Origin of the sequence: Agrobacterium larrymoorei (assembly GCF_013322225.1) — a bacterium.
In the GTDB taxonomy this organism is placed as follows: Bacteria; Pseudomonadota; Alphaproteobacteria; order Rhizobiales; family Rhizobiaceae; genus Agrobacterium; species Agrobacterium larrymoorei_A.
Map to the genome: position 1 here is coordinate 93,386 of NZ_JAAMFB010000022.1, position 22,202 is coordinate 115,587.

At 56.0% G+C, this 22,202-nt stretch carries 16 protein-coding genes; 3 read left to right on the forward strand and 13 right to left on the reverse strand.

The genetic code is table 11. The annotated features are described in order from the left end of the window. Positions 1-3: 3 nt before the first annotated feature. The 8 genes from G6L28_RS13795 to G6L28_RS13830 form a co-directional block, all read right to left on the reverse strand. Positions 4-906: a polysaccharide deacetylase family protein gene (locus G6L28_RS13795; RefSeq protein WP_174064404.1), complete on the reverse strand. Its 903-nt coding sequence runs from the start codon at positions 904-906 to the stop codon at positions 4-6. Then, positions 903-1,688, reverse strand: a complete 786-nt coding sequence (locus G6L28_RS13800) for an SDR family NAD(P)-dependent oxidoreductase (RefSeq protein ID WP_174064405.1) — start codon at positions 1,686-1,688, stop codon at positions 903-905. Before G6L28_RS13800 ends, G6L28_RS13795 begins: the two co-directional genes overlap by 4 nt. Before the next feature lie 4 nt (positions 1,689-1,692). Then, on the reverse strand, positions 1,693-2,562 hold the full coding sequence (locus tag G6L28_RS13805) for an ABC transporter permease (protein WP_174064406.1): 870 nt from the start codon (positions 2,560-2,562) through the stop codon (positions 1,693-1,695). Next, the gene (locus tag G6L28_RS13810; RefSeq protein ID WP_174064407.1) at positions 2,559-3,485 is read right to left on the reverse strand and encodes an ABC transporter permease; all 927 of its coding nucleotides are present in this window, start codon (positions 3,483-3,485) and stop codon (positions 2,559-2,561) included. Before G6L28_RS13810 ends, G6L28_RS13805 begins: the two co-directional genes overlap by 4 nt. Before the next feature lie 13 nt (positions 3,486-3,498). Continuing rightward, positions 3,499-5,004 (reverse strand): ABC transporter substrate-binding protein, encoded by a 1,506-nt coding sequence (locus G6L28_RS13815; RefSeq protein WP_174064408.1) that lies wholly within the window; start codon positions 5,002-5,004, stop codon positions 3,499-3,501. Between the two features lie 81 nt (positions 5,005-5,085). Next, positions 5,086-6,597: an ABC transporter substrate-binding protein gene (locus G6L28_RS13820; protein WP_234902573.1), complete on the reverse strand. Its 1,512-nt coding sequence runs from the start codon at positions 6,595-6,597 to the stop codon at positions 5,086-5,088. Beyond that, positions 6,594-7,397: a GntR family transcriptional regulator gene (locus G6L28_RS13825; RefSeq protein ID WP_174064409.1), complete on the reverse strand. Its 804-nt coding sequence runs from the start codon at positions 7,395-7,397 to the stop codon at positions 6,594-6,596. The genes G6L28_RS13820 and G6L28_RS13825 overlap by 4 nt, the downstream gene beginning before the upstream one ends. A 534-nt stretch (positions 7,398-7,931) precedes the next feature. Next, on the reverse strand, positions 7,932-9,167 hold the full coding sequence (locus G6L28_RS13830) for a sensor histidine kinase (RefSeq protein WP_174064410.1): 1,236 nt from the start codon (positions 9,165-9,167) through the stop codon (positions 7,932-7,934). 861 nt (positions 9,168-10,028) lie between these two features. On the opposite strand from G6L28_RS13830, the gene G6L28_RS13835 reads away from it, so the two are divergent. After that, positions 10,029-10,958 carry a substrate-binding domain-containing protein gene (locus tag G6L28_RS13835; RefSeq protein ID WP_174064411.1) on the forward strand — a complete coding sequence of 310 codons (930 nt, stop codon included), beginning with the start codon at positions 10,029-10,031 and terminating at the stop codon, positions 10,956-10,958. A 16-nt stretch (positions 10,959-10,974) separates the two neighbouring features. After that, positions 10,975-13,119 (forward strand): methyl-accepting chemotaxis protein, encoded by a 2,145-nt coding sequence (locus G6L28_RS13840; RefSeq protein WP_174064412.1) that lies wholly within the window; start codon positions 10,975-10,977, stop codon positions 13,117-13,119. 423 nt (positions 13,120-13,542) lie between these two features. On the opposite strand, the gene G6L28_RS13845 is transcribed toward G6L28_RS13840, so the two are convergent. Together G6L28_RS13845 and G6L28_RS13850 are read right to left on the reverse strand one after the other, a co-directional pair. Then, on the reverse strand, positions 13,543-14,934 hold the full coding sequence (locus tag G6L28_RS13845; RefSeq protein ID WP_174064413.1) for an amidohydrolase: 1,392 nt from the start codon (positions 14,932-14,934) through the stop codon (positions 13,543-13,545). A gap of 9 nt (positions 14,935-14,943) precedes the next feature. Further along, positions 14,944-16,167 carry an MFS transporter gene (locus G6L28_RS13850; protein WP_174064414.1) on the reverse strand — a complete coding sequence of 408 codons (1,224 nt, stop codon included), beginning with the start codon at positions 16,165-16,167 and terminating at the stop codon, positions 14,944-14,946. A gap of 195 nt (positions 16,168-16,362) precedes the next feature. On the opposite strand from G6L28_RS13850, the gene G6L28_RS13855 reads away from it, so the two are divergent. Then, positions 16,363-18,186 carry a helix-turn-helix domain-containing protein gene (locus G6L28_RS13855; protein WP_174064415.1) on the forward strand — a complete coding sequence of 608 codons (1,824 nt, stop codon included), beginning with the start codon at positions 16,363-16,365 and terminating at the stop codon, positions 18,184-18,186. Positions 18,187-18,248: 62 nt separating this feature from the next. Here the strand turns inward: G6L28_RS13855 and G6L28_RS13860 are convergent, their stop codons facing one another. From G6L28_RS13860 to kdpC, 3 genes are read right to left on the reverse strand one after another with little or no spacing between them, the layout of a single operon-like run. Further along, positions 18,249-18,938: a response regulator gene (locus G6L28_RS13860; protein WP_174064416.1), complete on the reverse strand. Its 690-nt coding sequence runs from the start codon at positions 18,936-18,938 to the stop codon at positions 18,249-18,251. Continuing rightward, positions 18,935-21,622: a sensor histidine kinase gene (locus tag G6L28_RS13865; protein WP_174064417.1), complete on the reverse strand. Its 2,688-nt coding sequence runs from the start codon at positions 21,620-21,622 to the stop codon at positions 18,935-18,937. Before G6L28_RS13865 ends, G6L28_RS13860 begins: the two co-directional genes overlap by 4 nt. 14 nt (positions 21,623-21,636) lie before the next feature. Continuing rightward, positions 21,637-22,200 carry a potassium-transporting ATPase subunit KdpC gene (kdpC, locus tag G6L28_RS13870; RefSeq protein ID WP_174064418.1) on the reverse strand — a complete coding sequence of 188 codons (564 nt, stop codon included), beginning with the start codon at positions 22,198-22,200 and terminating at the stop codon, positions 21,637-21,639. Positions 22,201-22,202 lie beyond the last annotated feature (2 nt).

A 22,202-nucleotide genomic window follows, 5' to 3' on the forward strand; every position in this document is an offset into this window, starting at 1 on the left:
AGGCTATTCCATGTTCGTGCGGGTTTTGAAACCCACCGGTATTTCGGCATCGACGCGATATCTGTCGTGATTGGGCGAATTCAGATGATGTCTGGCGATGTCGCCGACGGTGGCGACCCACACGTCTTTTTCCTGCGTGACGAGATCGAGCAGCTTTTCAAGGAGATGGATGCGATGCGCCCTTCCGGAGATCCAGTCATGGACGGTCAGCATCAGCATGCCACCGTAACGGTGCAGGTTTTGCCACTCGTCACGCCATATTTCAAAAACGGCCTGTGGCGATGCCGGTGGCCAGTGGTCAGCTCCGCCGCCTAAAAATTTGAAATAGATGGCATCATCGATTGCCCATTGCACCGGAACCTCAGCGACATCGCCAATGGTGTATGGATGATCGAAGCCCGACAGCGATGTATCGTAAAGCCCGTGGCGCTTGATCTCTGCAAGCATGTGTGGCGTCAGTTCCCATGCGGGCGAGCGGAAACCGGCCGGTTTTATCCCGGTTTGGCTGCGGAAAATATCGAGCGATTTTTCAAGCGCCTCGGAGAACTCGTCATCGCTCGTCTGCGAGACGATTTCATGAAAGTAACCATGCAGGCCGATTTCATGGCCGCGCTCGACCATGGCTGGCAATAGCTCAGGATAGAACTCGGCGACAGAACCCGGCACAAAGAAACTGCCCTTGATCGCATACCGATCCAAGAGGTCAAGAATCCGCCAGATGCCGACGCGCGGACCGAAGCGCCGTTGCTCAAGTTGACCCAGAAATCGCGGAGATGCGTCGTCCCGGTTCTGCCAGAGCCATGGGGAATCGGCATCGACATCGACCGAAAATGAGAAGGCACTTTTCTTGCCCTCAGGCCATTGATAATCGGGCCATGGGCCTGAAGTCCTTAAAAGCGGTGTCAAAGCGCGCTCCTCTTGTCCTGAAAGACCGTCATTACCCCTGCGGAATTGCCACCATCGACGGTGAGCGTTGCGCCGGTGACATAACCTGCATTGTCGCCTGCGAGGTAGAACAGGGCATCGGTGACATCCTTTGCGGACGATGCCCTGCCCAGCGGGATGGTGTTCGTAACCGTATTGATGTGGTCATCGGTAAGCTTGCTGACAGCGCTGCCTGCCGCAAAGCCGGGCTCGAGCGCATTGACGCGGATGCCATATTCCGCAAGTTCAAGAGAAAACCCTTTGGTCAAGCGATCGAGCGCCGTTTTCGATACGCAATACGGTACGACGGTGCGTCGCATCTTGCGGGCGGCACCGGAGGAGATGTTGACGATATTGCCGCGCACCTGTTCCTTGATCATCAACAGGGCCATGCCGCGGGTAATGGCAAAGGGAGCGCGCAGATTGATGTCGAAGATCTGGTCCCACGCGTCGACATCGATATCCAGAAGGAAGCCGCTTGGGTAGATGCCGGCGTTGTTCACGACAACATCCGGTGCGCCCCAGTTATTTGCGACAGCGTCCACAAGTCCCTGGATAGACTGCGCATCCGTGAGATCGCAGGTGTGAACGAACGACTGTTCCGACAGGCTCAGCCGCGCCGAAAGCGCATCGAGTTCCGCTGTCCGGGCATCGGTGAGGCACAGATGCGCACCTGCTGAATGGAGCGCCTCGACGATCCATTGACCGATGACGCCACACGCACCCGTTACCACGACGCGTTTACCGGAAAAATCGCTACTCATAGAACTACCTCATTTTGGGGTCGAAGCGATCACGAAGCTGGTCGCCGAGCATGTTGACGGAAAGGACGAGGAGAAACAGGCAGATGCCGGGGAAGGTGGCGATCCACCAGGCGGTGGCCACATAATTGCGCCCGACGCTGAGCATCGCGCCCCAGCTGGCGGTGGGTGGCTGGACACCCAGTCCAAGGAAAGAAAGCCCCGCCTCGAACAGCACCATGAGTCCGAACTCCAGCGTTGCGACAACGATCAGCGCGCCCATGATGTTTGGCAGAACATGGCGCAGAAGAACGTGCATCGTACCGGCACCCATGAAGCGCGATAGCCGAACGTAAGGCATATTAGCGACGGACAGCGTCTGTCCGTAGGCAACGCGGGCGTAGCGTGGCCAGCGTGTCAGCGCCAGGACGATCACGACATTGACGAGGCCGGGACCGAGGACCGCGACGGTGATGATGGCAAGTAGGATGGCTGGGATGGAAAGGAAGATGTCGGTCAGGCGCATGATGACCGTTTCGACAACGCCACGGGCGTAACCAGCGATCATTCCAAGCGCGGTGCCGACGATACCGGAGAGAATGACAGACGAGAACGCAACGAAGAGCGACACGCGTGCGCCATAGATCAGACGGCTCAACAGATCGCGGCCAAGCTCGTCGCTGCCCAGTGCGTAAAATACGTTGCGTGCGGTTGTGCCCGGGACTTTCAGGCGCCCCAGAAGATTTTGCGTGTTGGGATCATAGGGCGCAATGAGGGGTGCGAAGATAGCAGCCAGCACGAAGAGCGCCATGATGATGATGAATGGGAGCGCCTTGAGATTGCGACGCAGACGCCTGGAGTTTGTGCGCGGAGATGCCGCCGATACTGCGCCGCTCATCGCTTGATCTCCAGTCTGATGCGCGGATCGACAACGCTATAGAGAATGTCTGCAAGGATGTTCAGCGCGATGGTCACGAAAGCCCCCATGATGACGACGCCCTGCACGACCAGAAAATCTCGCGAAACGATCGACTGAACCGTCAGCTGTCCAAGACCCGGCCATGCAAAGACCGTTTCCACGATCACGGCACCAGCCAGTAGATTTGAGATTTCGAGTGCTGCGACGGTGATGACGGGTATGGATGCGTTTCTCAGAAGATGCTTGACCACCAGCCGCCCCATCGGCACGCCGCGGGCGCGTGCCGTTCTGACGTAATCCTTGGAAAGCTCATCGATCAGGGCCGTGCGCGTGACACGCGCAAACGTCGCCATACTGATCAGCCCCAAGGCGATGGACGGCAAGATCAGGTGTTCAAAGCCGCCCGCCGATGACGGCGGCAGCCAACCGAGCTTCACGGCAAAAAACATGATGAGCAGAATACCGCTCCAAAATGTCGGCAGGCTTTGCGCCGCCAGCACGAAGCCAGCCAGAAACACGCTGACCGGATTGCGGTGGAACAGCGCCAGAAAGATTCCGACCGGAATACCGATGCCACAGGCGACGAAGAGTGCGCCACCGGCGAGCATCAATGTGTAAGGCAGTCTCGAGGCGATGATATCGACGACCGGCACGTTCTGGATGATCGAGCGCCCGAAATCGAACCGCATCAGATCCAGAAGAAAGGAAGCATATTGAACGAGAAGCGGCCGGTCGAAGCCGAGGGAACGCCGCATCGCTTCGATATCCTGAAGCGATGCCGTTTCGGGCACCAGCAGGAAGGTCGGGTCACCAGTCAGACGCTGCAGAAAGAAGATGAGCGTCGTGACACCGAAAACCACAACCAGAGCTTCGCCCAGCCGTTTGATGAGAAAATGTTTCATGATGCTGCCAACATCAGTCGGTCCACGTCATGCGGTTGAGGAACATGCTTTCATTCGGCGTCGGCTTCCATTGGAGCTTGTTCGAAGCACCGTAGATGATCGCGGCCTGATAGAGCGGGATCAGATAATTCTTGTCCGAGTTGATCTGCTGCACGGTTTTATACAGCTCCAGCCGCTTGGCTTCATCGAGCGTTTGCCGCGCGGCGACCAGCGCGTCGTCAATCGACTTGTCGCCTGCCGTGGCCCAGCCACTGGTGGAATTCAGCGTCGGGAAAAGAATGCCATCGGCATCCTGACAGGCGCAGGACCACCGGCTGAACGCCGTTGCCGGGACGGTCGCAGGCCCGCCCTGCATCTGCTTCAACCATGTGGCCATGTCGGTCATCTGGATTTGTGCATTCAGCCCCACATCGGTCAGCATCTGCTGCAATGCCTGCACGACACGCTGGTCATAGACGGGGGATGTCAAAAGCGGGATCGGCTGAGTTGCTGCGGAACCGGCGGCAGCGATGAGCTCCTTGGCCTTTTCCGGGTCGTAAGGCGTGGCGGCTATGCCTTCGACCCAGCCAAAATGCGCAGGGCTCATGAACTGATCGACGGGCTTGTCGTATCCGCCGAGGATACCCTGGGTGATGCCCTCCTTGTCGATCGCATAGGCAACCGCCTTGCGAAGGTTGGCATTGTCCATCGGGGCCTTCTGGGCATTGAAAGCAAAATAGGCGACCCGTTCGGTCAGCACAGACAGCGCCTTACCACTGGTCGAGCCTTCAAGCTGGGCGGCCAGATCGGAATCGAGCGTGACGACCAGATCGGCAGCGCCGGCCTGAATATTGGCAAGGCGCGTCGCCGCATCCGGGACGGCACGGAATGTCACTTCCTTGAACCGCCCCTTGTCACCCCAGTAGTCTGCATTGGCCTCGACGACGACTGCAACGCCGCGATCCCAGCGCTTGAATTTATAGGGTCCGCTGCCAATTGGATTGAGATTGAAAGCGTCCTTGCCGACTTTTTCGACGGTCTCCTTCGGCAGAACCGAAAGCTTCACCAACTGCGCGAGCAGGGCCGGATAGGCACCGTCTGTCGTCAGCGTGACCTTTGACGGGCCTGTCACCTCCGCATTCACGATCTTGTTGAACTGACTCAGCTGTGGGCTTGCGAATGCAGGATCGATGATCCGCTTCACGCTGAAGGCCACATCTTCCGGGGTCAGCTTCTGACCGTTGTGAAAGGTCACATCGTCGCGAATGGTGAACTCGATCTTGGTATCGGACAGATACGTCCACTCGGTCGCCAGTTGCGGAACGATCTTGCCGTCATCGTCGCGTGTTACGATGTTGTCGAAGATGTTTCGATAGACGAAATAGCTGTCTGGGTTCCATTGCAAATGGGGATCCAGTGACGAAGGCTCGTTCACCAGGTTGACCGTAAACATATCCTTCGCCATCGCAAATTGCGGGGTGGCTGTCGAAAGCAACCAACCTGCGGCCACGGCAAGCAATCCGTTCCTCACGTTTTTCATGTTCGTTCCCTTTATACTCGAAGCTTTCTGCTTCTTTGAGCTGGCGCCAGATACGCTCTGGCAAGCGTTTGATACGATGCCTCAATCACTCCATGTCATGCGGTTCAGAAACAGGCTTTCATTCGGGGTCGGCGTCCATTCGAGGTGCTTGGACGCGCCGTAGATTGCGGCCACCTGGTAGAGCGGGATCACAGGGATATCGCTCGCCACCGTTTCATGGACCTTCTGATAGTTTTCCAGACGCTTGCCCTCATCGAGTGTCGAGCGGGCATCAGCCAGTTGCTTGTCGACCTCGGGATTTCGATATGTGGACCAGATGTTCTTGGAATCCAGAAGCGGGAAGAGAACGCCATCGACATCCTGGCACGCGCATGACCAGCGGCCATAGCCCAGCAAGGATGCGGTCTCCGGACCACCCTGAGAGCGCTTCAGATAGGTCGCCATATCCGTCATTTCGATTTCGACGTTGAAGCCGACATCGGTGAGCATCTGCTGTATGGCCTGTACCACACGCTGATCGAAGACCGGTGCCGTTGCGAAATTGATCTTCGCTTTCGCAGACTCTCCCGCATCAGAGACGATTTTTTTAGCCTGATCAGGATCGAACGCCGGCCCCTTGATGCCATCGACCCAGCCGAAGTGAACCGGCGTTGCAAGCTCGTCCACTGCCTTGTCGTGACCACCGAGAATACCCTCGATCAGCCCTTCCTTATCGATTGCGTGAGCGACTGCCTGACGCAGTTTTACATCGTTAAAAGGAGGTTTTTGCGTATTCAGGCGCAGATAGGCGACACGTTCCGTCAGCGCCGATAATGTTTTGGCGGAAGCGGAGCCTTCCAGCTGCGCTGCCAGATCTCCATCGAGAGTGACGCCGAGATCCGACGTTCCAGCCTGAAGATTGGCAAGCCGGGTGGAGGCGTCCGGCACGGCTCTGAATGTTGCCTTCTCAAACTTCCCTTTTTCGCCCCAGTACGCATCGTTGCGCGCAAGGGTGACGGAGACGCCACTCTGCCAGGCCTCGAACTTGTAAGGTCCACTGCCGATTGGCTGGAGGTTGAACGCATCCTTGCCGACCCGCTCGACAATGGCCTTGGGGACGACGGAAAGCTTGACAAGCTGTGCGAGCAATGCCGGATACGGGCCGTCCGTAGTCAACGTGACGGTATCTTGGCCGGTCACTTTCGCGTCCAGAATTTTGTTGAACTGACCAAGCTGCGGACTGCCGAATTTCGGGTCGGTGATGCGCTTGACGCTGAAGGCCACATCGTCGGCCGTCAGTTTCGAGCCATCGTGAAACGTGATGTCGTTGCGTATCTTGAATTCGATTTCAGTATCGGAAAGATACTTCCACTCCGTGGCAACCTGCGGAATGATGGTGCCTTTGTCGTCGCGCGTGACAAGATTGTCGAAAATATTTCTATAGACGTAATAGCTGTCCGGGTTCCATTGCACATGCGGGTCCAGCGAGGAGGGCTCGTTGACGAGATCAATCGTCAGGGCATCTTTTGCCCAGACCGGGCCAACCATGGGGGCGGTCAAGAGAAAGGCCCCGAAGACCGAAACAAGCATTTTCCTGCCAAGTGAAGTTGTCATTGCTCATTTCCCTTATTTTTGGAATTCGACGGGCCTACCAGGATTTGTGATGCAGTGCTGGGATCGATGGAGGACTGTTCGCTCAGTCGAGTGGCCGCAGCGACCTGTGGAAGCGTTGATGTGAACGTCTTCGATCGCAGCATGCGATCGACAATATATTCGCGGAACCGCCGCACATCGTCCAAGAGCAGGTCCTTTGCAGCAGCCCCATCTTCGTTCTCGAGAAGATCAATCAGGGACGTGCGGGACGAAGGGATGTAGTTGGGATGGCTCCCTTCAAAATAGGACAGGAGCCTTGCTGAGTGATCCAGAGCGCTATTAAGCCATTGGACGACGATTTCGCCGCGCGGTTTTGCCAGAAGAGTGAGGAAGGAGCGATCAAGCGCTCTGGATGCCAGAACGGCCTCTGTTTCCGCTCGGGCGATCAAGGCATCAAGTTGCGAAGCGACGCCTCGCAAATTTGCCAACTCTTCCGGCGTGATAACACCGGTCGCCAACTGCGGCTGGACAACGTTCCGGGCCTCTAAAATGTCACCAATCGCCGCGCCCGTGATGGGTGCAACCTGCCAGCCATTTCTCGGTATGGGAGAGATGAATCCCTCCACTTCCAGCCTTGCAAGCGCATTGCGAACCGCGGCTCTGCCCAGGCCAAAACGCTCGGAAATTTCACCTTCAGACACCGCGTCTGCAGGAGCGAGTTCGCAGGCAATTAGGGCACGCTTCAGGCGTTTGAACGCAAAAGCGTTCTTGCCTTCAGGCTGCAGGGACGGATGGGCGAAGGGTGAGGACTGATCTAACATGGCATGACGATACTAAGGAATTGAGATTTCACAAGACTGAAATTGACATCTCACAAATGAATTCTAGAATATTTCTTCTTGCCTGCCCTTTCGTTCTTGCAACAGTCCTGCTTGAGGAGCGAGAATTCGGCAGTCATGGTTGCGTAAAGATGTGTCTGACTGTCCCTGACGGCTTCGTTCGCAGATGATTGCGAAGCGGGCGGCAAACAGGTGCCGTCGTTCATGTTCATTGAAGTTATATCGGTGAGGAAGGGTGCTAACGTCTGGTCGCCCGCAATGGGGGGGCGCTTAAAAAGCACTTCAGGTTGGAAATGGTATCTGGACAAGGGAAACCATGCGATCCAAGCGCCTGAGGCGTGTATTGCTTTTAAGGATCGTTCGACCAGTTAGGATTAGGAGCTGTACCCGCCGGCGTGGTACGTCATCCAGCCGGACGCAACGCGCTCCGGGTTGTCTTTGCATAATGTCGTGACGTTCGACCGCGTGATCGATCAGAGACCATTCGTCATAAAATCTCAGAAGCAAAAGCTAGGGTCACTCCGCACCCTGAAGCTGCGAGACAGAGGCACTCATTTCGCAAAACAGACCTGCTTTGTCATAGACAACGATGACGCCACCCAGGCCGTTTAGCCCTGCGCTAATCAGTTTGGAGCCGAATCCCTTTGTTGAAGGCTGGATTACCTCCGGGCCCTTTGTTTCCCGCCATAAGAGCCTCAGCAAATCGCCATCGACCGATGTGTCCAGGCGCCAGGTAAAGTCGACATATCCGCCACCAACCGATAGGGAGCCATACTTCAGTGCGTTCGTCGTCAGCTCGTGCAAAACCAGGGCCAAACTAAGCGCGGCTTTCGAACCCAGAAACACTGACGGTCCGTCAATTCGGACGCGCCCGGATACACCCGTCCCATTGATTGCAGCGGTCGCGACATCGGCCAGCTGCGATGACTGCCAGTTGGACTGCAGGAGAATGTCGTGAGCAGAACTCAAGGCAATCAGCCGCTGCTGCAATGTTTGAGTTCGAAGATGTTCACTCGAGCCGCGCAATGTCTGTGAAACGACCGCACTGACCATCGCAAAGAGATTTTTGACGCGGTGACCCAGTTCGTTTGCAAGCAGCTTCTGAAGATCTTGGGCCGCCCGAAGTTCGCTGACCTTGTTCTCCAGCTCTTTCTCACGTTCACGCAGCGCCTTTTCCGCGATGGTACGTTCAAGCAGGTCGGCTGCCTGTCTCGCCAGAATATCGAGCATACGAAGATCGCGCTCGGAAGGTTCGTGCGGCTCCGACCAGTGCGTTGAGATCATGCCGAGAAGTGCACCGCTGCGAGAAAACAAGGGGGTTGTCTGCGCGGCGCGTATTCCGGCTCTTCGAAATGCGAGAAGGTCCTCTGTCCCAGCTATGTCTTCCCAGCTTTCATAATCCGGAATTATCGTTCGACGGCTCGTCTTCAAGGCCAGAGTGCAGCTGCTGTATGCTTTTGGACTTACCCATTCCCAGACTGCCCGGTCTTGGTGACTAAGGCCACGTGATATTAAAAGTTGCAGTCCGGATTCTAATCCGTCATCCGCGAGCCGGAACAGCTGCATTGTACCAAACTGCGATTTCGTAATCGCAATGGCAGCATCGACGATCTTTTCGTAAAGGATTTCCACGTCCTGCTCGACAATCAAGTCCAAGCTTATCGCGTGCAGGAAATCAATATCCGATCGCTCTCGTGAAGCTTCGTCAGTCGGCGATTTCTCGTTGGTCGACACGATCTTGAGAACGGTCATGGACTTGCCTTTTGAACTATGTTGCGCGCCGTACGAGTAAAGATGATACTCAACTAAACTTTGAAAATTTACGTCATGTCACCCGCATCTAAGAGATGGAATACTCAAGACATAGATGTTTTGGATGAAGCATTGGGACACGATACCAAATGTCGATTTTCCGTATCTTGAAGTTGCTTCAAGAGGTCGTCAAATGGCTTGTCGCTCTGAACGAGGAATACCGAGGCATTGCGAGACGTGTGTTTAATTGCGTCATTCGCCAAGTACCTAGCCAGACTATATTGATGCTGCGTCAACGGAATTCCCCTGATTGCCCCACGAAATAACAAACCAAGAGAAAATAGGTTCCATTGATATCGGAGGGCGCTCGAACTGAGTTTTTTGAACGAGCTCAGCGGTGTGAGTTTTTTGGGTTGGAAATGAGTTTCTGCGCATAGACGCGCTCGGCAAGCTTGATCAGGTTTAATCCTCTAAAGGCCTCGCCTCTAAGCTATCCAGTCCGCTACAAGGCGGCCAATAAGTGTTTCGGTCAATACATTCCGTATCAAAGACCTAATTCGAAAAAAGAACGTTCGTATAATAGCGCTTCTGTCGCCGCAGCAATCCATGATTACCATCTGATTGCTGGCAATAATTGTATTAATACAATTAAAATTTTCATCAAAGTAAATACAAGCTTGTGAAATTCGTTATTTCAGCGAGAAAATTGTATTAATTATTAAAATTTTTATTATCAAATAAAGTCGGCAATGATTAATTGATGGTTAATTTTTTAAAATTTACTTAGTCTCTATATCGTTCTCTAGTTCTTAATTATTTTTCGGTAATTATCATAAAATAAAACTAAACATCGGGGTACTTATGAAATTCATTGCACTTGTATCCATGGCGCTAGCGATGTCGATCTCTGTTGCAAATGCTCAGACGATCGGGGTCTCGATGTCCGATTTGGATAAATTCAGAACAGCGCTCTTGAACGGAATAGTCGCGCACGGGCAAACGATATCCGGCTTAAAGGTTGTCGTTGAAAACGCCATGAGCGACAATGAGCAGCAGAAGAAGCAGGTCCAGAAACTGATCGCTGACAAAGTCGACGCGATCATTCTAGCGATCTCCGACGGTGATCTGGGGCCTCAGATGACAAAGATGGCGGCAGATGCTGGCGTCCCGCTTATCTATATCAATAACCTTCCTTCTAACGTGCTCGATCTGCCTGAAAATCAGGTTGTGGTCGCTTCCGATGAGAAAGAGTCGGGAACTTTGCAGACCAAACAGGTCTGCACTCTTCTTAAAGGCAAGGGGCGGATCGTCGTGCTGATGGGCGAGCCTTTCCATGCGGCCGCACGCACGCGGACGAACGATATCTCCGATGTTTTGTCGACTTCGGAATGTAAGGGTCTCGAGATCGTCGAAAGACAGGCCGCTTATTGGTCGAGCGAATATGCCGATCAACAAATGCAAGAATGGATTACGGCCGGCGTGAAGTTTGACGCCGTGATCGCGAATAATGACGAGATGGCCGTCGGCGCGATCCGCGCGATGAAGAGGGCTGGTATCTCGATGAAGAATGTCGTTGTTGCCGGAATTGATGCGACCGATGATGCTCTTGCGGCAATGGTGGCAGGTGACCTTGACGTTACCATTTTGCAAAGTGCGGTGGGGCAGGGCGCAACAGCGGTCGACGCTGCGGTGAAGCTCATAAACAAGCAGAAAGTATCGCGGGAAAACAACGTTCCCTTCGAGCTTGTTACCCCTGAAAATGTCGCCCAATACCTGCCGAAAAGCCAGTGAGCGTGAGAGGCCTGTGATGTTAAACTTCTGGAATAGATTCGGCATTCGAGCACAAATCTCTGCGGGCTTCGTGCTCCTGATATTATTGATGAGCGTGCTCACCATCAGCTCTATCTCGGGCATGCGCGGCATTTCTTCAATCTTTGCGTCTTACCGCGGCACTGCGGGACAAAGCATGGCAATCTCGGATTACAGTGATCGATTGCACTCAATCCAGATGTCCGTCGAAGAGTTTCGGACGACTCCGACAGATGCTGTGGTGAGTAGCTTTCGCGAGGGCGTGAAGGCTTTTCAATCCGATGACCCAAGGCTCACGTCAAATATCGATCTTCAGACTGGGCTGGCGACAATAAGGCAGGATATCGCTGGCTACAGCAAGGCATTCGAGCAGATCGTCTCACTTCAGGCCCGACGTGACATGCTGATGTCGAAAGTGACCGAGTTCGGACCATGGACAAGCATTGCATTGAACGACGTCATGCGTAGCGCCTGGCGCCAGAATGACCTGTCACTTTTGAACAGAACCGCTGCCACTCTCGAGGCGCTCAATCGCAGTCTCTACTTCTCGGAGCGTTTCGTACACTCGAATGACGATGCGGCTTATGCGACTGCACAGGCTGCTCTGGTCGAAGCCGTCGCTCTCAACGATACTGCCGCGACATCCGCCTCCAACGAGCTGCAGAAGAAGCGACTTCTGGGCGCCCGCCAGCTTATGCAAAACTATACAGCCCGCCTCTCCGATATGAAGGAAGTTCTTCAGGCATCGGCAAATGTCAGAGACACACAGCTTGGTGTGCTGGCGCCGAAGATCGCGGACGAGTTCAAAAAACTGCAAGCCATGGTAACCGGTTCGCAGAAGACACTCGATAGCTCAGTGGATGATACCGTTAACTCGACGACCCAAACGACGCTCATCATCAGCGGTCTGCTTATCGTCATCGGTTTGGTACTTTCTTATTTCGTCGGACGACTGATTTCCAAGGCGGTGCGCAGAATGGCACTTTCCATGGAACAGCTCGCGCGCGGTGATGACACGATAGCGATTACCGGTCTTGAAAACCGTCATGAACTCGGCGCTATGGCGCGGTCGCTCAAGGTGTTCCAGGAAACAGGACGTGCCAAGCTGGTGGCAGAAGCCAATGCGGAGCGGGCGCGCCTCGCGGCTGAGGATGAACGCTTGCGCCAGGAAGCCGAACGGCTATCCGACGCACACATCATGGAACATGCATTTCAGCAGATTTCGATTGGTCTGGACGCGCTCTCGAAGGGAGATCTGTCCGTTCGAGTTGGTGAGGTCGATACCCGCTACCTCAAAATTCGTGATCACTTCAACAATTCGGTCGCGAGCCTCGAGCAGGCGATCGGTAGCGTCATTCACGCAGTTACAACGATCCGCTCCGGTCTTGCGGAGATATCAACCGCATCCAACGATCTCGCCCGCCGTACAGAGCAGCAGGCCGCATCACTCGAAGAAACGGTTGCCGCGCTCAGCGATGTTACGCGAGGTGTCAACGGGACCGCGGACGGTGCCAGCCGTGCCCAGGCAGTGGTTCTGACAGCTCGTACCAACGCTGAAAAGGGTGGCGAGATCGTCTCCCGTGCCATTGCTGCGATGACTGAAATACAAAACTCGTCATCGAAGATCGGTAATATCATCAGCGTTATCGATGAGATCGCCTTCCAAACAAACCTTCTTGCACTGAATGCTGGCGTTGAAGCTGCGCGTGCTGGAGAGGCGGGTAAGGGCTTTGCTGTCGTCGCCCAAGAGGTACGTGAGCTCGCCCAGCGGTCGGCTGCAGCCGCTCGGGAAATCAAGGAGCTGATCACGACGTCATCGGCGCAAGTCAAAACCGGTGTTGAACTGGTTGGACAATCGGGCGTCTCTCTCGAGCAGATAGTAGAGCAAGTTGCGGCGATGAACGTTACGGTCGCCGAGATAGCTGTCGCTGCGCGCGAACAAGCCGCAAGCCTTCGCGAGGTCTCCGCAGCGGGTGATCATATGGATAAGGTCACCCAGCAAAACGCAGCGATGGTTGAAGAAACCACGGCTGCTGCCCAAAGTCTCAATCAGGAAACAGATATTCTTGCCGACCTCTTAAGCCGGTTCAAGACGACGGTTGCCAGAGGGGATGAGCGGGCTCGATACTTGATGGCCTCCTGATAGGCTAGCGGCACGGATAGAGTAAGGCTAGGCGCACTTCGGTGAACCTCGGGCTCGTGACAAACCCGTCGATTCTTTCGGCGGGTTTCGTTGCTTTATTTCGATTGAAACGTGTCGCTGCTAACCGGATTCCGGATTTCAGTTTAGCTTGATCTGCGATTTGGTCGGCCCATCGAAGGCGATGCACCATGAGCCTGCTGTCGGTTAACGGTGCCGAGATCCAGCCTATAGTCGATAAGCGCGTTTGACGGCGCTACGGCAGCCGGGCGAAATGTTCCTAGGCACGCGGTATGATGTCCTCATCGACGCCCGCTGCCACGGCGCATTCCCGCCTGAGCGCATCCTCACCAATGGCTGGTGCCACTGTGTTGCAGATGCGCTCGGTCACGTTGTGATTGACGGTTCTGAAGGGGCGGGAGATGGTCAGCGAAGACGCTGCGGAGTGGCATCGGCCGGTATCAGCGGTGTGTAGCTTTCTCCTGCCAGTTGCTCTCGATGTTCGTCCTTCGCCTTCGAAATCAGTTCCGGATCGGTCAGCGCACGCATAGCAGAGGCGGCCAGAACCTTGCCGGCCTGCAACATGCCCTTATGGGCGTAACCCGAAGTTCCTTGCGAAACCATCTGCCAGGTATGCGGCGGCGTACCGTATGCCTCGGTTGCAACATAGACCTGACCCGTGGGAACCAGCCAGCTTACATCACCAACATCTGTTGAGCCGTGCAGGAATGTTGGCACCTCTTCGAAAGGGTTCAGATCCTCCGAAAGGACTTTGCCACGTTTCGCAACACGAGCCTGAACCTCACTGGAGAATGTCTTCTGAATGTTTCCGGCAAAGTCTTTCTCGCTGTTGGAAAAGCCCGCAACGCCAAGCTTCTCGAACTCCTCATGCATCATGCGCGCCAAGGTGACATTTGGCACAAGGTCTGCCGAGGCCGCATCGAACGTGATCTCCAGTTCGGTGCCGGTCATAAGGGCTGCACCGCGAGCGACATCCTTCACCCGTTCAGTGATATCGCGGACCTGATCCATCCGTGGCGCGCGTATCTTGTAAAGAACCTGCGCCTGTGACTGAACAACGTTCGGCGCGCGCCCACCTGTATCTGTGATGGCATAGTGAATGCGGCCATCCTGAATAATGTGTTCGCGCAGATAGTTGCAGCCGACATTGGTAAGTTCGACGGCGTCCAGCGCCGAACGCCCCAGGTGAGGCTCAAAACCGGCATGAGAACTGGTTCCCCGAAAAGAGAAGTAAAGCTGGTTGGTCGCCAGCATCCGCGCGTTATAGGCGAGGTTTTCATCCCAGGGATGCCAGGTGAATGCTGCATCGACGTCGGAAAACAGTCCCTCTCGCGCCATATACGCTTTTCCGCCGCCACCTTCTTCGGCCGGGCAGCCGTAATAACGGATCGTTCCCGCAAGCCCCAGTTCGTCCTTGCAGGCCTTGAGGGCTAAAATGGCGGCGAGCGCTCCGGTTCCCAACAGGTTGTGACCGCAGCCATGGCCATTGCCGCCTGCGATGATGGGATCATGATGGATAACGCCGCTCTTCTGGCTGAGGCCCGTCAACGCATCAAATTCACCCAGTATCGCGATGACCGGATGGCCTTCGCCGTAACTGGCTACAAATGCCGTCTCTATTTTGCCGGCATTGCGCGTGACGTCAAAACCTGCCTTTTCCAGCTCGTCCGCGAGAAGCGTTGCGGAACGCGTTTCTTCATAGCGGATTTCCGCAAAAGACCAGATCGCATCGGACACGGACTTCAGTTTGTCGGCTTGGGTAGCGACGGTTCGTTCGATAATATCGAGATAGGTCATTTTCTTCCTTCAGGCGGCCTGTGCGACAGGCTTTTTGCCGTGGACGGCGGGAAAGGTAGTGGCGATGATGCAGACCACGACTGCACAGGCGACGATCACCGAGAACGCGATCCCATAATTCTGATTGGTGGCGGACAGGACGGCACCGATCAGCATCGGGGATGCAAACGATCCAAGTTGAGCGAGCGAATTGATCAGGCCGGTCGCCGTTCCAACGGTATTTTGCGGGAAGTGCTTCATAATGCTGACGAATACGCTGATCGAGATCGCATTGAGAAAGACGTTGGAAACAGACAGATAGGCAAATGCGAGCGGAATGGATTCCTCGTTGGCCATGAGATAAATGAAGATCGCCGACACGGCCGAGCCGATGCAGATCAGATACTTTTCCTTCTGGTGGAAGAAGCGGTCCAGTAACCAGCCGCAGGTCAGGAACGAGATGAAGCCGAGCGCTGGCGGGATCATCGAGTAGGCGCCCATTTCCACCATGCTCATGCCCTTGACCTTCACCCAGTAGGACGGCAGCCAGGATTGCAGGCCCCAGAACACAATATTGGTGAAGAAATAGACCAGTGCGATTTTCCAGGTCAGCGGGTTTTTCAGCAGTGCGCCGATCCGCTTCTTTTCCGAAGTCTTTTCCACCTTCGCTTTGACGACGGGCGCATCATTAGTCGGCTTCATAACGAAGAAAAGCGCCACCGACAGGAGGAGTCCGACGCCACCGAGGACAAAGAACATCATCTGCCAGCTATGCGCGGCGATCAACGCCGTAATGACGATCGAACCGACTGCGAAGCCAACTGACGCTCCTGATTGGAGTACCGACTTGGCACGCGCCATTTGGGACTTTTCGAAGTGTTCCGTGATCGCAACGGAGCCGCCTGCAGGAAAAACGGCTTCCCCAGCGCCGGTCATGGCGCGGGCCGCAGCAAGACCTACGGCGTTGTGGACTGCACCGGACACGGCCGTACCCAGCGACCAGACTGCGACGGCTGAACTAAGCACGCGCCGCGCTCCGAAACGATCCACCAGGTAGCCGCCGACGAGCTGCGTCATCGAATAGGCCAGAAAAAACGCGCTGATGATCATGCCCTGATGATCCGGAGAAAGGCCGAATTCTTCACTGATGGGGATGATCGCAATATTGATGGCGGTCTTGTCTATGAAGCCCACGACCCAGCATATGAACAGCATTCCTATAATGACGTGGCGGCGCTGAATTTTTGAAAACATATCGAAGGTTCCCTTTTTATTGGCTTTCAGCCTTTGTCGCATTGCAAAAGAAAAAATCGATGTTTATTCCTCTATAAAAATCTAGAATAATATGTGCAATTAAACACGAGGCTGCCTTTGGAACTCGGATTGTTTTCTCATCCCTATTTGAGCAGGATGCGGCAAGAAGGCGTTTTGTGTTTCGAAGACTTTCATGTGGGAACCGAGCAGACGGTTGCTCTCCTGTCCCACACGATCGAGCGGGACGAGAACACGCTCCACCTCGTGGTCGATCATTCGCATTTTACCGCGAAACGCACAGTTTTCCGGGTTTCAGCCAAGTACGGCGAAGAGATCGCCAACCGCGTTGTTGCCGCCGTTCAGGAGGCGGTCATTGGCGTACAGAGCAAAACCGTGGAAATGCTGGCATCTGTCAATGCAGCGGTGATCAACTCTCTGGACGATCAGGAAATCGTTCATAGCGTCCTTGCCGAGGTCATGAATGTATTACCGCATGCGGATGCGGGCGTTTTTCGGCTATTCGCCGAGGAAAGTGGTTATCTTATTCCGGTTTCCCATCAGGGATTACCGGATGACTATACGCATTACCGCTTGCAGCCGAATGAATCCGTGTCTGGCGAGGTCTTCGTAACCGGGGTGCCTGCCATTCACAATGGAAGGCAAAACATTATCGATGCTCACCGCGTGATGAGCCCCGAAAGCCAGTCCTTTATGGAACGGTCGGAGATCGCCAACGCGTTGCTTTGCGTGCCGGTTGCCTCGGAAGGCAAGCGTCTCGGCACGTTGACGATATTATGCTTTTCACCGGGTGGCACATTCTCTCAGTTCGACCGGACGGTTTTGGAGTCACTGGCTGCTCAGGTTGCCGTCGCATACCAGCGTTCGCTTGCGTATAAGAACGCTATCGCGACATCAAGCCGCCTTGAAAAAATGCGGAGCGACCTGGCAAGTAAGAACGCCGAGCTCGACCGCGCCGTGGAGCTGCACGACAAGCTTCTACGTATCTTTTCCACCAGTGGAGGCATGGTGGAGCGTCTGGATCTGGTTGCGGGCCTGTTCGGTGTCGAGTTTCGATTTGAGAATGTCTTGGGCGTAGACTATCGATCACGTGGCTGGACAGATCACAGTGACAGTCTTGAACAAATCGTTGAAGTCGCTGAAGCCCCGGTTGGTTTTTTTTATTTTCGCCCAATTGAGGATGCGCTCTTCCAGCGTGCATTTTTCGGGACGCTTTCCGCGTTCGTGGCATTGGACTTCGTCCGCGATATGTCGAAGCTTGATATCCTGAACGCCAGCAAGAGAGCCTATTTCGACGACCTCCTGCAGGGCGTCGAGAGTTTTGGCCGGCTCGACCATTTCGGGTTTCGGCTGGAGCGGTTCTATCAGATCATGGTCGCAAAGGTTCGCGATCCTTCTACACCCGCTGCCCGGCTGTCTCTTCACCGATCTCAAGCCAATCTTCAGAATGCGATCCGACTGTCGAATGCACTCGTCTTTCATCAGGATGTCGAGATCGTCATCGTCTTTTCCGCCTCCACTGCCGCCGCCCTTGCCAGAAATATCAGCGCGATGGCGGGCAGCGTAATGCATCTCGATATCCGGATAGGGGCAAGCGTCGTTTATGATGAGGCTGGATTCCACTCGACAGCTAAAATTCAGGCTGAACGAGCGGCAGAGTGCCTCGTGCGGCGGGGACAGTCAGGGATTTTGCCGCATCAAAATATGGGAATAGAAGCTTTGCTAAGTGGGCGTGACCGGCACGAAATCATTGATTTTGCTCGCGAGGTTCTTCATCCGCTCTACGATCAAAAACACGAATTTCTCTTCGAGACATTGCGCGCTTACGTGCAAGAAGGAAAATCGGCGGGGCGCACCGCCGACCATTTGAAGATACATAACAATACGCTTTATCAGAGACTTAGTAGAATTGAGGCACTGACAGGGCGGAAGATGTCAAACGTAGACGACTTCACGCTTTTGAGCGTCGCGTGCCACCTTCATTCAACTTACTCCGGCTGATCCTTTCCGCTTTCGAACGCATGTCGCAAACTTTGACATGATATGCGAACTGGAGTTTGACTTCATTCCTGCTCGGCCATTCGATAGCCCACGCCCGGTTCAGTACGCACGATCTGAGGCTGGGTTGGAATGCGTTCGATCTTCTGGCGAAGCTGGCCTATGAAGACGCGAAGATAATGCAGGTCGTCACCGTGGGCCGGTCCCCAGATTGATGTAAGCAAGGTGCGGTGGGTGACGACGCGTCCGGCATGGCGGGTCAGCAGCAGGAGAAGGTCATATTCCTTGGGCGTAAGGTGCACGGTCTCGCCGCCGCGTGAGACGATGCGCTTGATCGGGTCGATCGTCAGGCCGTCTATTTCCGTCACGGTCGGGATCGCATCACGCCGACCGCGATGGCGAAGCGCCGTACGGATGCGGGCGGTCAGCTCACCGATGCCAAAGGGCTTTTCCACGTAATCGTCCGCACCCAGATCAAGGGCTGCGATCTTCTCGCTCTCACGGTCGCGGGCTGAAAGGATAAGGATGGGAATGTCCGACCAGCCTCTGAGGTTTGCGATGACGTCCTTGCCGTCCATGTCGGGCAGGCCGAGATCGAGGATGACGAGATCCGGCGCTTGCGTTGCAACGGCCTTCAGCGCTTCGGCGCCTGTCGCAGCTTCGACCACCCCGTAACCGGCAGCCGAAAGCGAGGGTTTCAGGAACCGCTGGATCTGCGGCTCATCATCGACGACCAGAATCCGGGGCTGGATCATTTCATCTCACCTCTCCTATCATTGCCGGGGAAACGCATGACGATACGCGTCCCTCTTTTTTTGAGTGCTGGACTTTCAGCATGGATTCTGCCGCCCATGGCCTCGATGAAGCCGCGGGCAATGGAAAGCCCGAGCCCTGTTCCCGGCGCGCGCCCGTCCGGCTTTCCCCTGCGATAGAATTTTTCGAAGATCCGGTCCAGATCCTCCGGTGGCACGCCTCTACCGTGGTCGGTGACCGAGATCAGCACATCCTTACCGTCGCGCCGGGCATAAACCTTGATCGGCTCGTCACCGCCATATTTCACTGCATTGTCCAGCAGATTGAACAGCACCTGGCCGATCAGAACGCTATCCCCCCGGATCAGCGGGAGGTCGACGGCAAGACCGGTTTCGATAATGTGTCCCGGTGCGTGCTTGCGGGTGCGCTCGACAGCAGACTGCACGATGTCGGCCAGATCAACCCAGTCCTGTTTCGGCTTCAGCATGCCCGCTTCGATCCGTGTCATGTCCAGCAGATTGGCGACGAAGCGGCTCATGCGGCCACCTTCCTCCTCGATGGACTGGAGAAGGTCATCACGGTTTTCAGGTGTCATACGCTCGCCGAACTGACGTAGACCGGTCACTGCACCGTTAATTGTCGCGAGTGGCGTGCGCAGATCGTGGGAAATGGAAGACAACAGTGCTTCCCGATAACGCTCGCCCTCCAGACGTGCCGCATGCTCGACCGTTTCTTCGGCGAGGCGCGCCCGATCAAGCGCGATCGCCGTCTGGTCGAGGATCGCCGTCAGCGCGCGCTCGGCGTTCAGGTCGAGGCGGTCGCCGCTATGCTCTATGCCGCAGACACCGACAATTCCATGAGGTCCGAGCAGCGGACGGAACTCAAAGCGGCTGTTCGGCAGTGTGCCAGTGCCGGAGCCTGCCGGTTCCCGCTTGTCATGTGTCCAGCGGGCAGCGGTCATATCCGTAACATCAAGTTCGGTGTCTGGCGGCCAGGCGGCGGCCATGCCCAAATCGCCCTTGCTCGGGACAAGCAGCACGACCTTGCGCTTGAGGCTCGCCTGCAGTTGCGAAACGGCGAGCCAGATCGCGTCGTCGCCCTTTGCCGTGCTGGCAAGCTTGCGGGAGAAATCATAGAGGGATTGCAGCGCCGTCGCGCGAATTCGCGCAACGTCCGCCTGTTCGCGTATGCGCGAGGCAAGACCGCCTGCAATCATGGCCACGGCCAGAAATACCAAGAGCGCGAAGACCTCGTGCGGCGCGGCGATGGTGAAGGTGTGGCGCGGATCGATGAAGAAAAAGTTGTAGGAGAGCGCCGACAGGATAGCGGCCAGAAATGCCGAAGCGTAACCGCCGACCACTGAGGCTCCGAGGACGGCGAGTAGAAAGAGCAAGGATATGTTCGGCAGCTCTATGAACCCATCGATCCCTTTGCCCAGAACGGTCGTCAGAGCGACGAAACTGAGAGCCCAGAGGGCCGATTGCCTGAGAGCGGAGGTTCCGGGTAGGTTGAGAGCCTTGCGTGTGGGTTCGGCGGCAGCATTATCCGGTGTGACGATATAGATTCCGAGACCCGATGCCCGGCGTGCCAATGCATCGGGCAGTGAGCGGGTGACGAGGTTCTGCCAGCGGCCACGCTTGCGCGCACCGATGACGATCTGGGTGGCGTGCTCACGGCGTGCGAGCTTCAGGATTTCCTCGACGAAGTCATTGCCGATGACCCGGCGCGTTTCGGCGCCGAGCTGTTCGGCGAGCCGGAAGAGGGTTTCAATTCGTTGCAGGCGTTCCGGTGTCTCGACTTCCCGGTCGGCCCGCTCGATCGAGACAATCAGCCAAGGGGCATTGAGACCAGAGGCCAAACGGCTCGCGACGCGCACGACCTTCTCTGATAGAGGGTCCGAGCCAACGCAGACCAGCAGCCGCTCTCCAGTTGCCCACGGACCATCGATCGCATTCTGCTTGAGATATTCGACCATCTGATCGTCGACACGGTCGGCGGTGCGGCGAAGCGCCAGTTCTCGCAAGGCCGTCAGATTTCCGAGGCGGAAGAAGCGGTCAACGGCGCGGTTGGCGCTTTCGGGCAGATAGACCTTGCCGTCCTTCAGCCGCTCGATGAGTTCGGATGGGGCGAGGTCGACCAGCAGCACTTCATCGGCGCGTTTGAGTACAAGATCGGGCACACGCTCGCGCACTGTAACGCCGGTAATCCTGGCCACGAGATCGGCGAGGCTTTCCAAATGCTGGATGTTGAGCGCCGTCCAGACATCGATCCCGGCTGATATCAGTTCTTCGATGTCCTGGTGGCGCTTCGGATGGCGACTGCCTTCGGCGTTCGAATGGGCCAGCTCGTCGACGATGACGATCCGGGGACGCCGTTCGAGCGCTGCATCCAGGTCGAATTCCTCGAGCATCCGGCCGCAATGGTCAGCACGGCGCCTAGGCAGGACCTCGAGACCGTCGAGCAGGGCCGCGGTCTCGCTGCGCCCATGGGTCTCGACGAGCCCGACGACCAGATCCACGCCGTCTGCTTTCAGGCGTTTGGCGCGCGACAGCATTGCGTAGGTCTTGCCGACACCGGGCGCCGCGCCTAGAAAAACAGTCAGCTTGCCCCGGCGGTCTTTCTCCGCCAAGACAAGCAGGGCATCAGGATCGGGACGTTTCTCGTCCCTGCGGTTCGCATCCGCCATCAAGCTCTCACAAATTACAGGGTATCAAGTGCCAGATTGAGCTTTAGCACATTAACCCTTGCTTCGCCGATAATGCCGAGAGCTGGATTTTCGACCTGCCGCGCAACAAGTGCTGCGACGGTCGCTGGTTCCAGTGCCCGCGCCTGTGCAACCCGCGCTACCTGTGCTTCGGCAAAGGCTGGCGAGACGTGAGGGTCGAGGCCAGAACCGGACGTCGTCACCGCATCCGCCGGGACGGGTCGTGCGATTCCGGTTTCGGTCAAACGTTGAACCTCTGCGGTGACGCGCTCCTTCAACTTGACCGAGGTCGTGCCCAGGTTGGAGCCGGAGGATGCAGCCGCGTTGTAAGGATTTGGGCCTGTTGCCGAGGGGCGCGGCCAAAAGTAGCGGTCCGATGTGAAGGTTTGGCCGATGAGGACCGAGCCGATAACCTTGCCATCGCGCTCGATCAGGCTGCCATTGGCCTTCGCGGGCATGACCGCCTGGGCAATGCCGTTAATCGCCAGCGGATAAGCAAGACCGGTAAGTGCGGTCATTGCAACAATAAGGGTGAGTGCGGGTCTGATATGATTGAGCATGA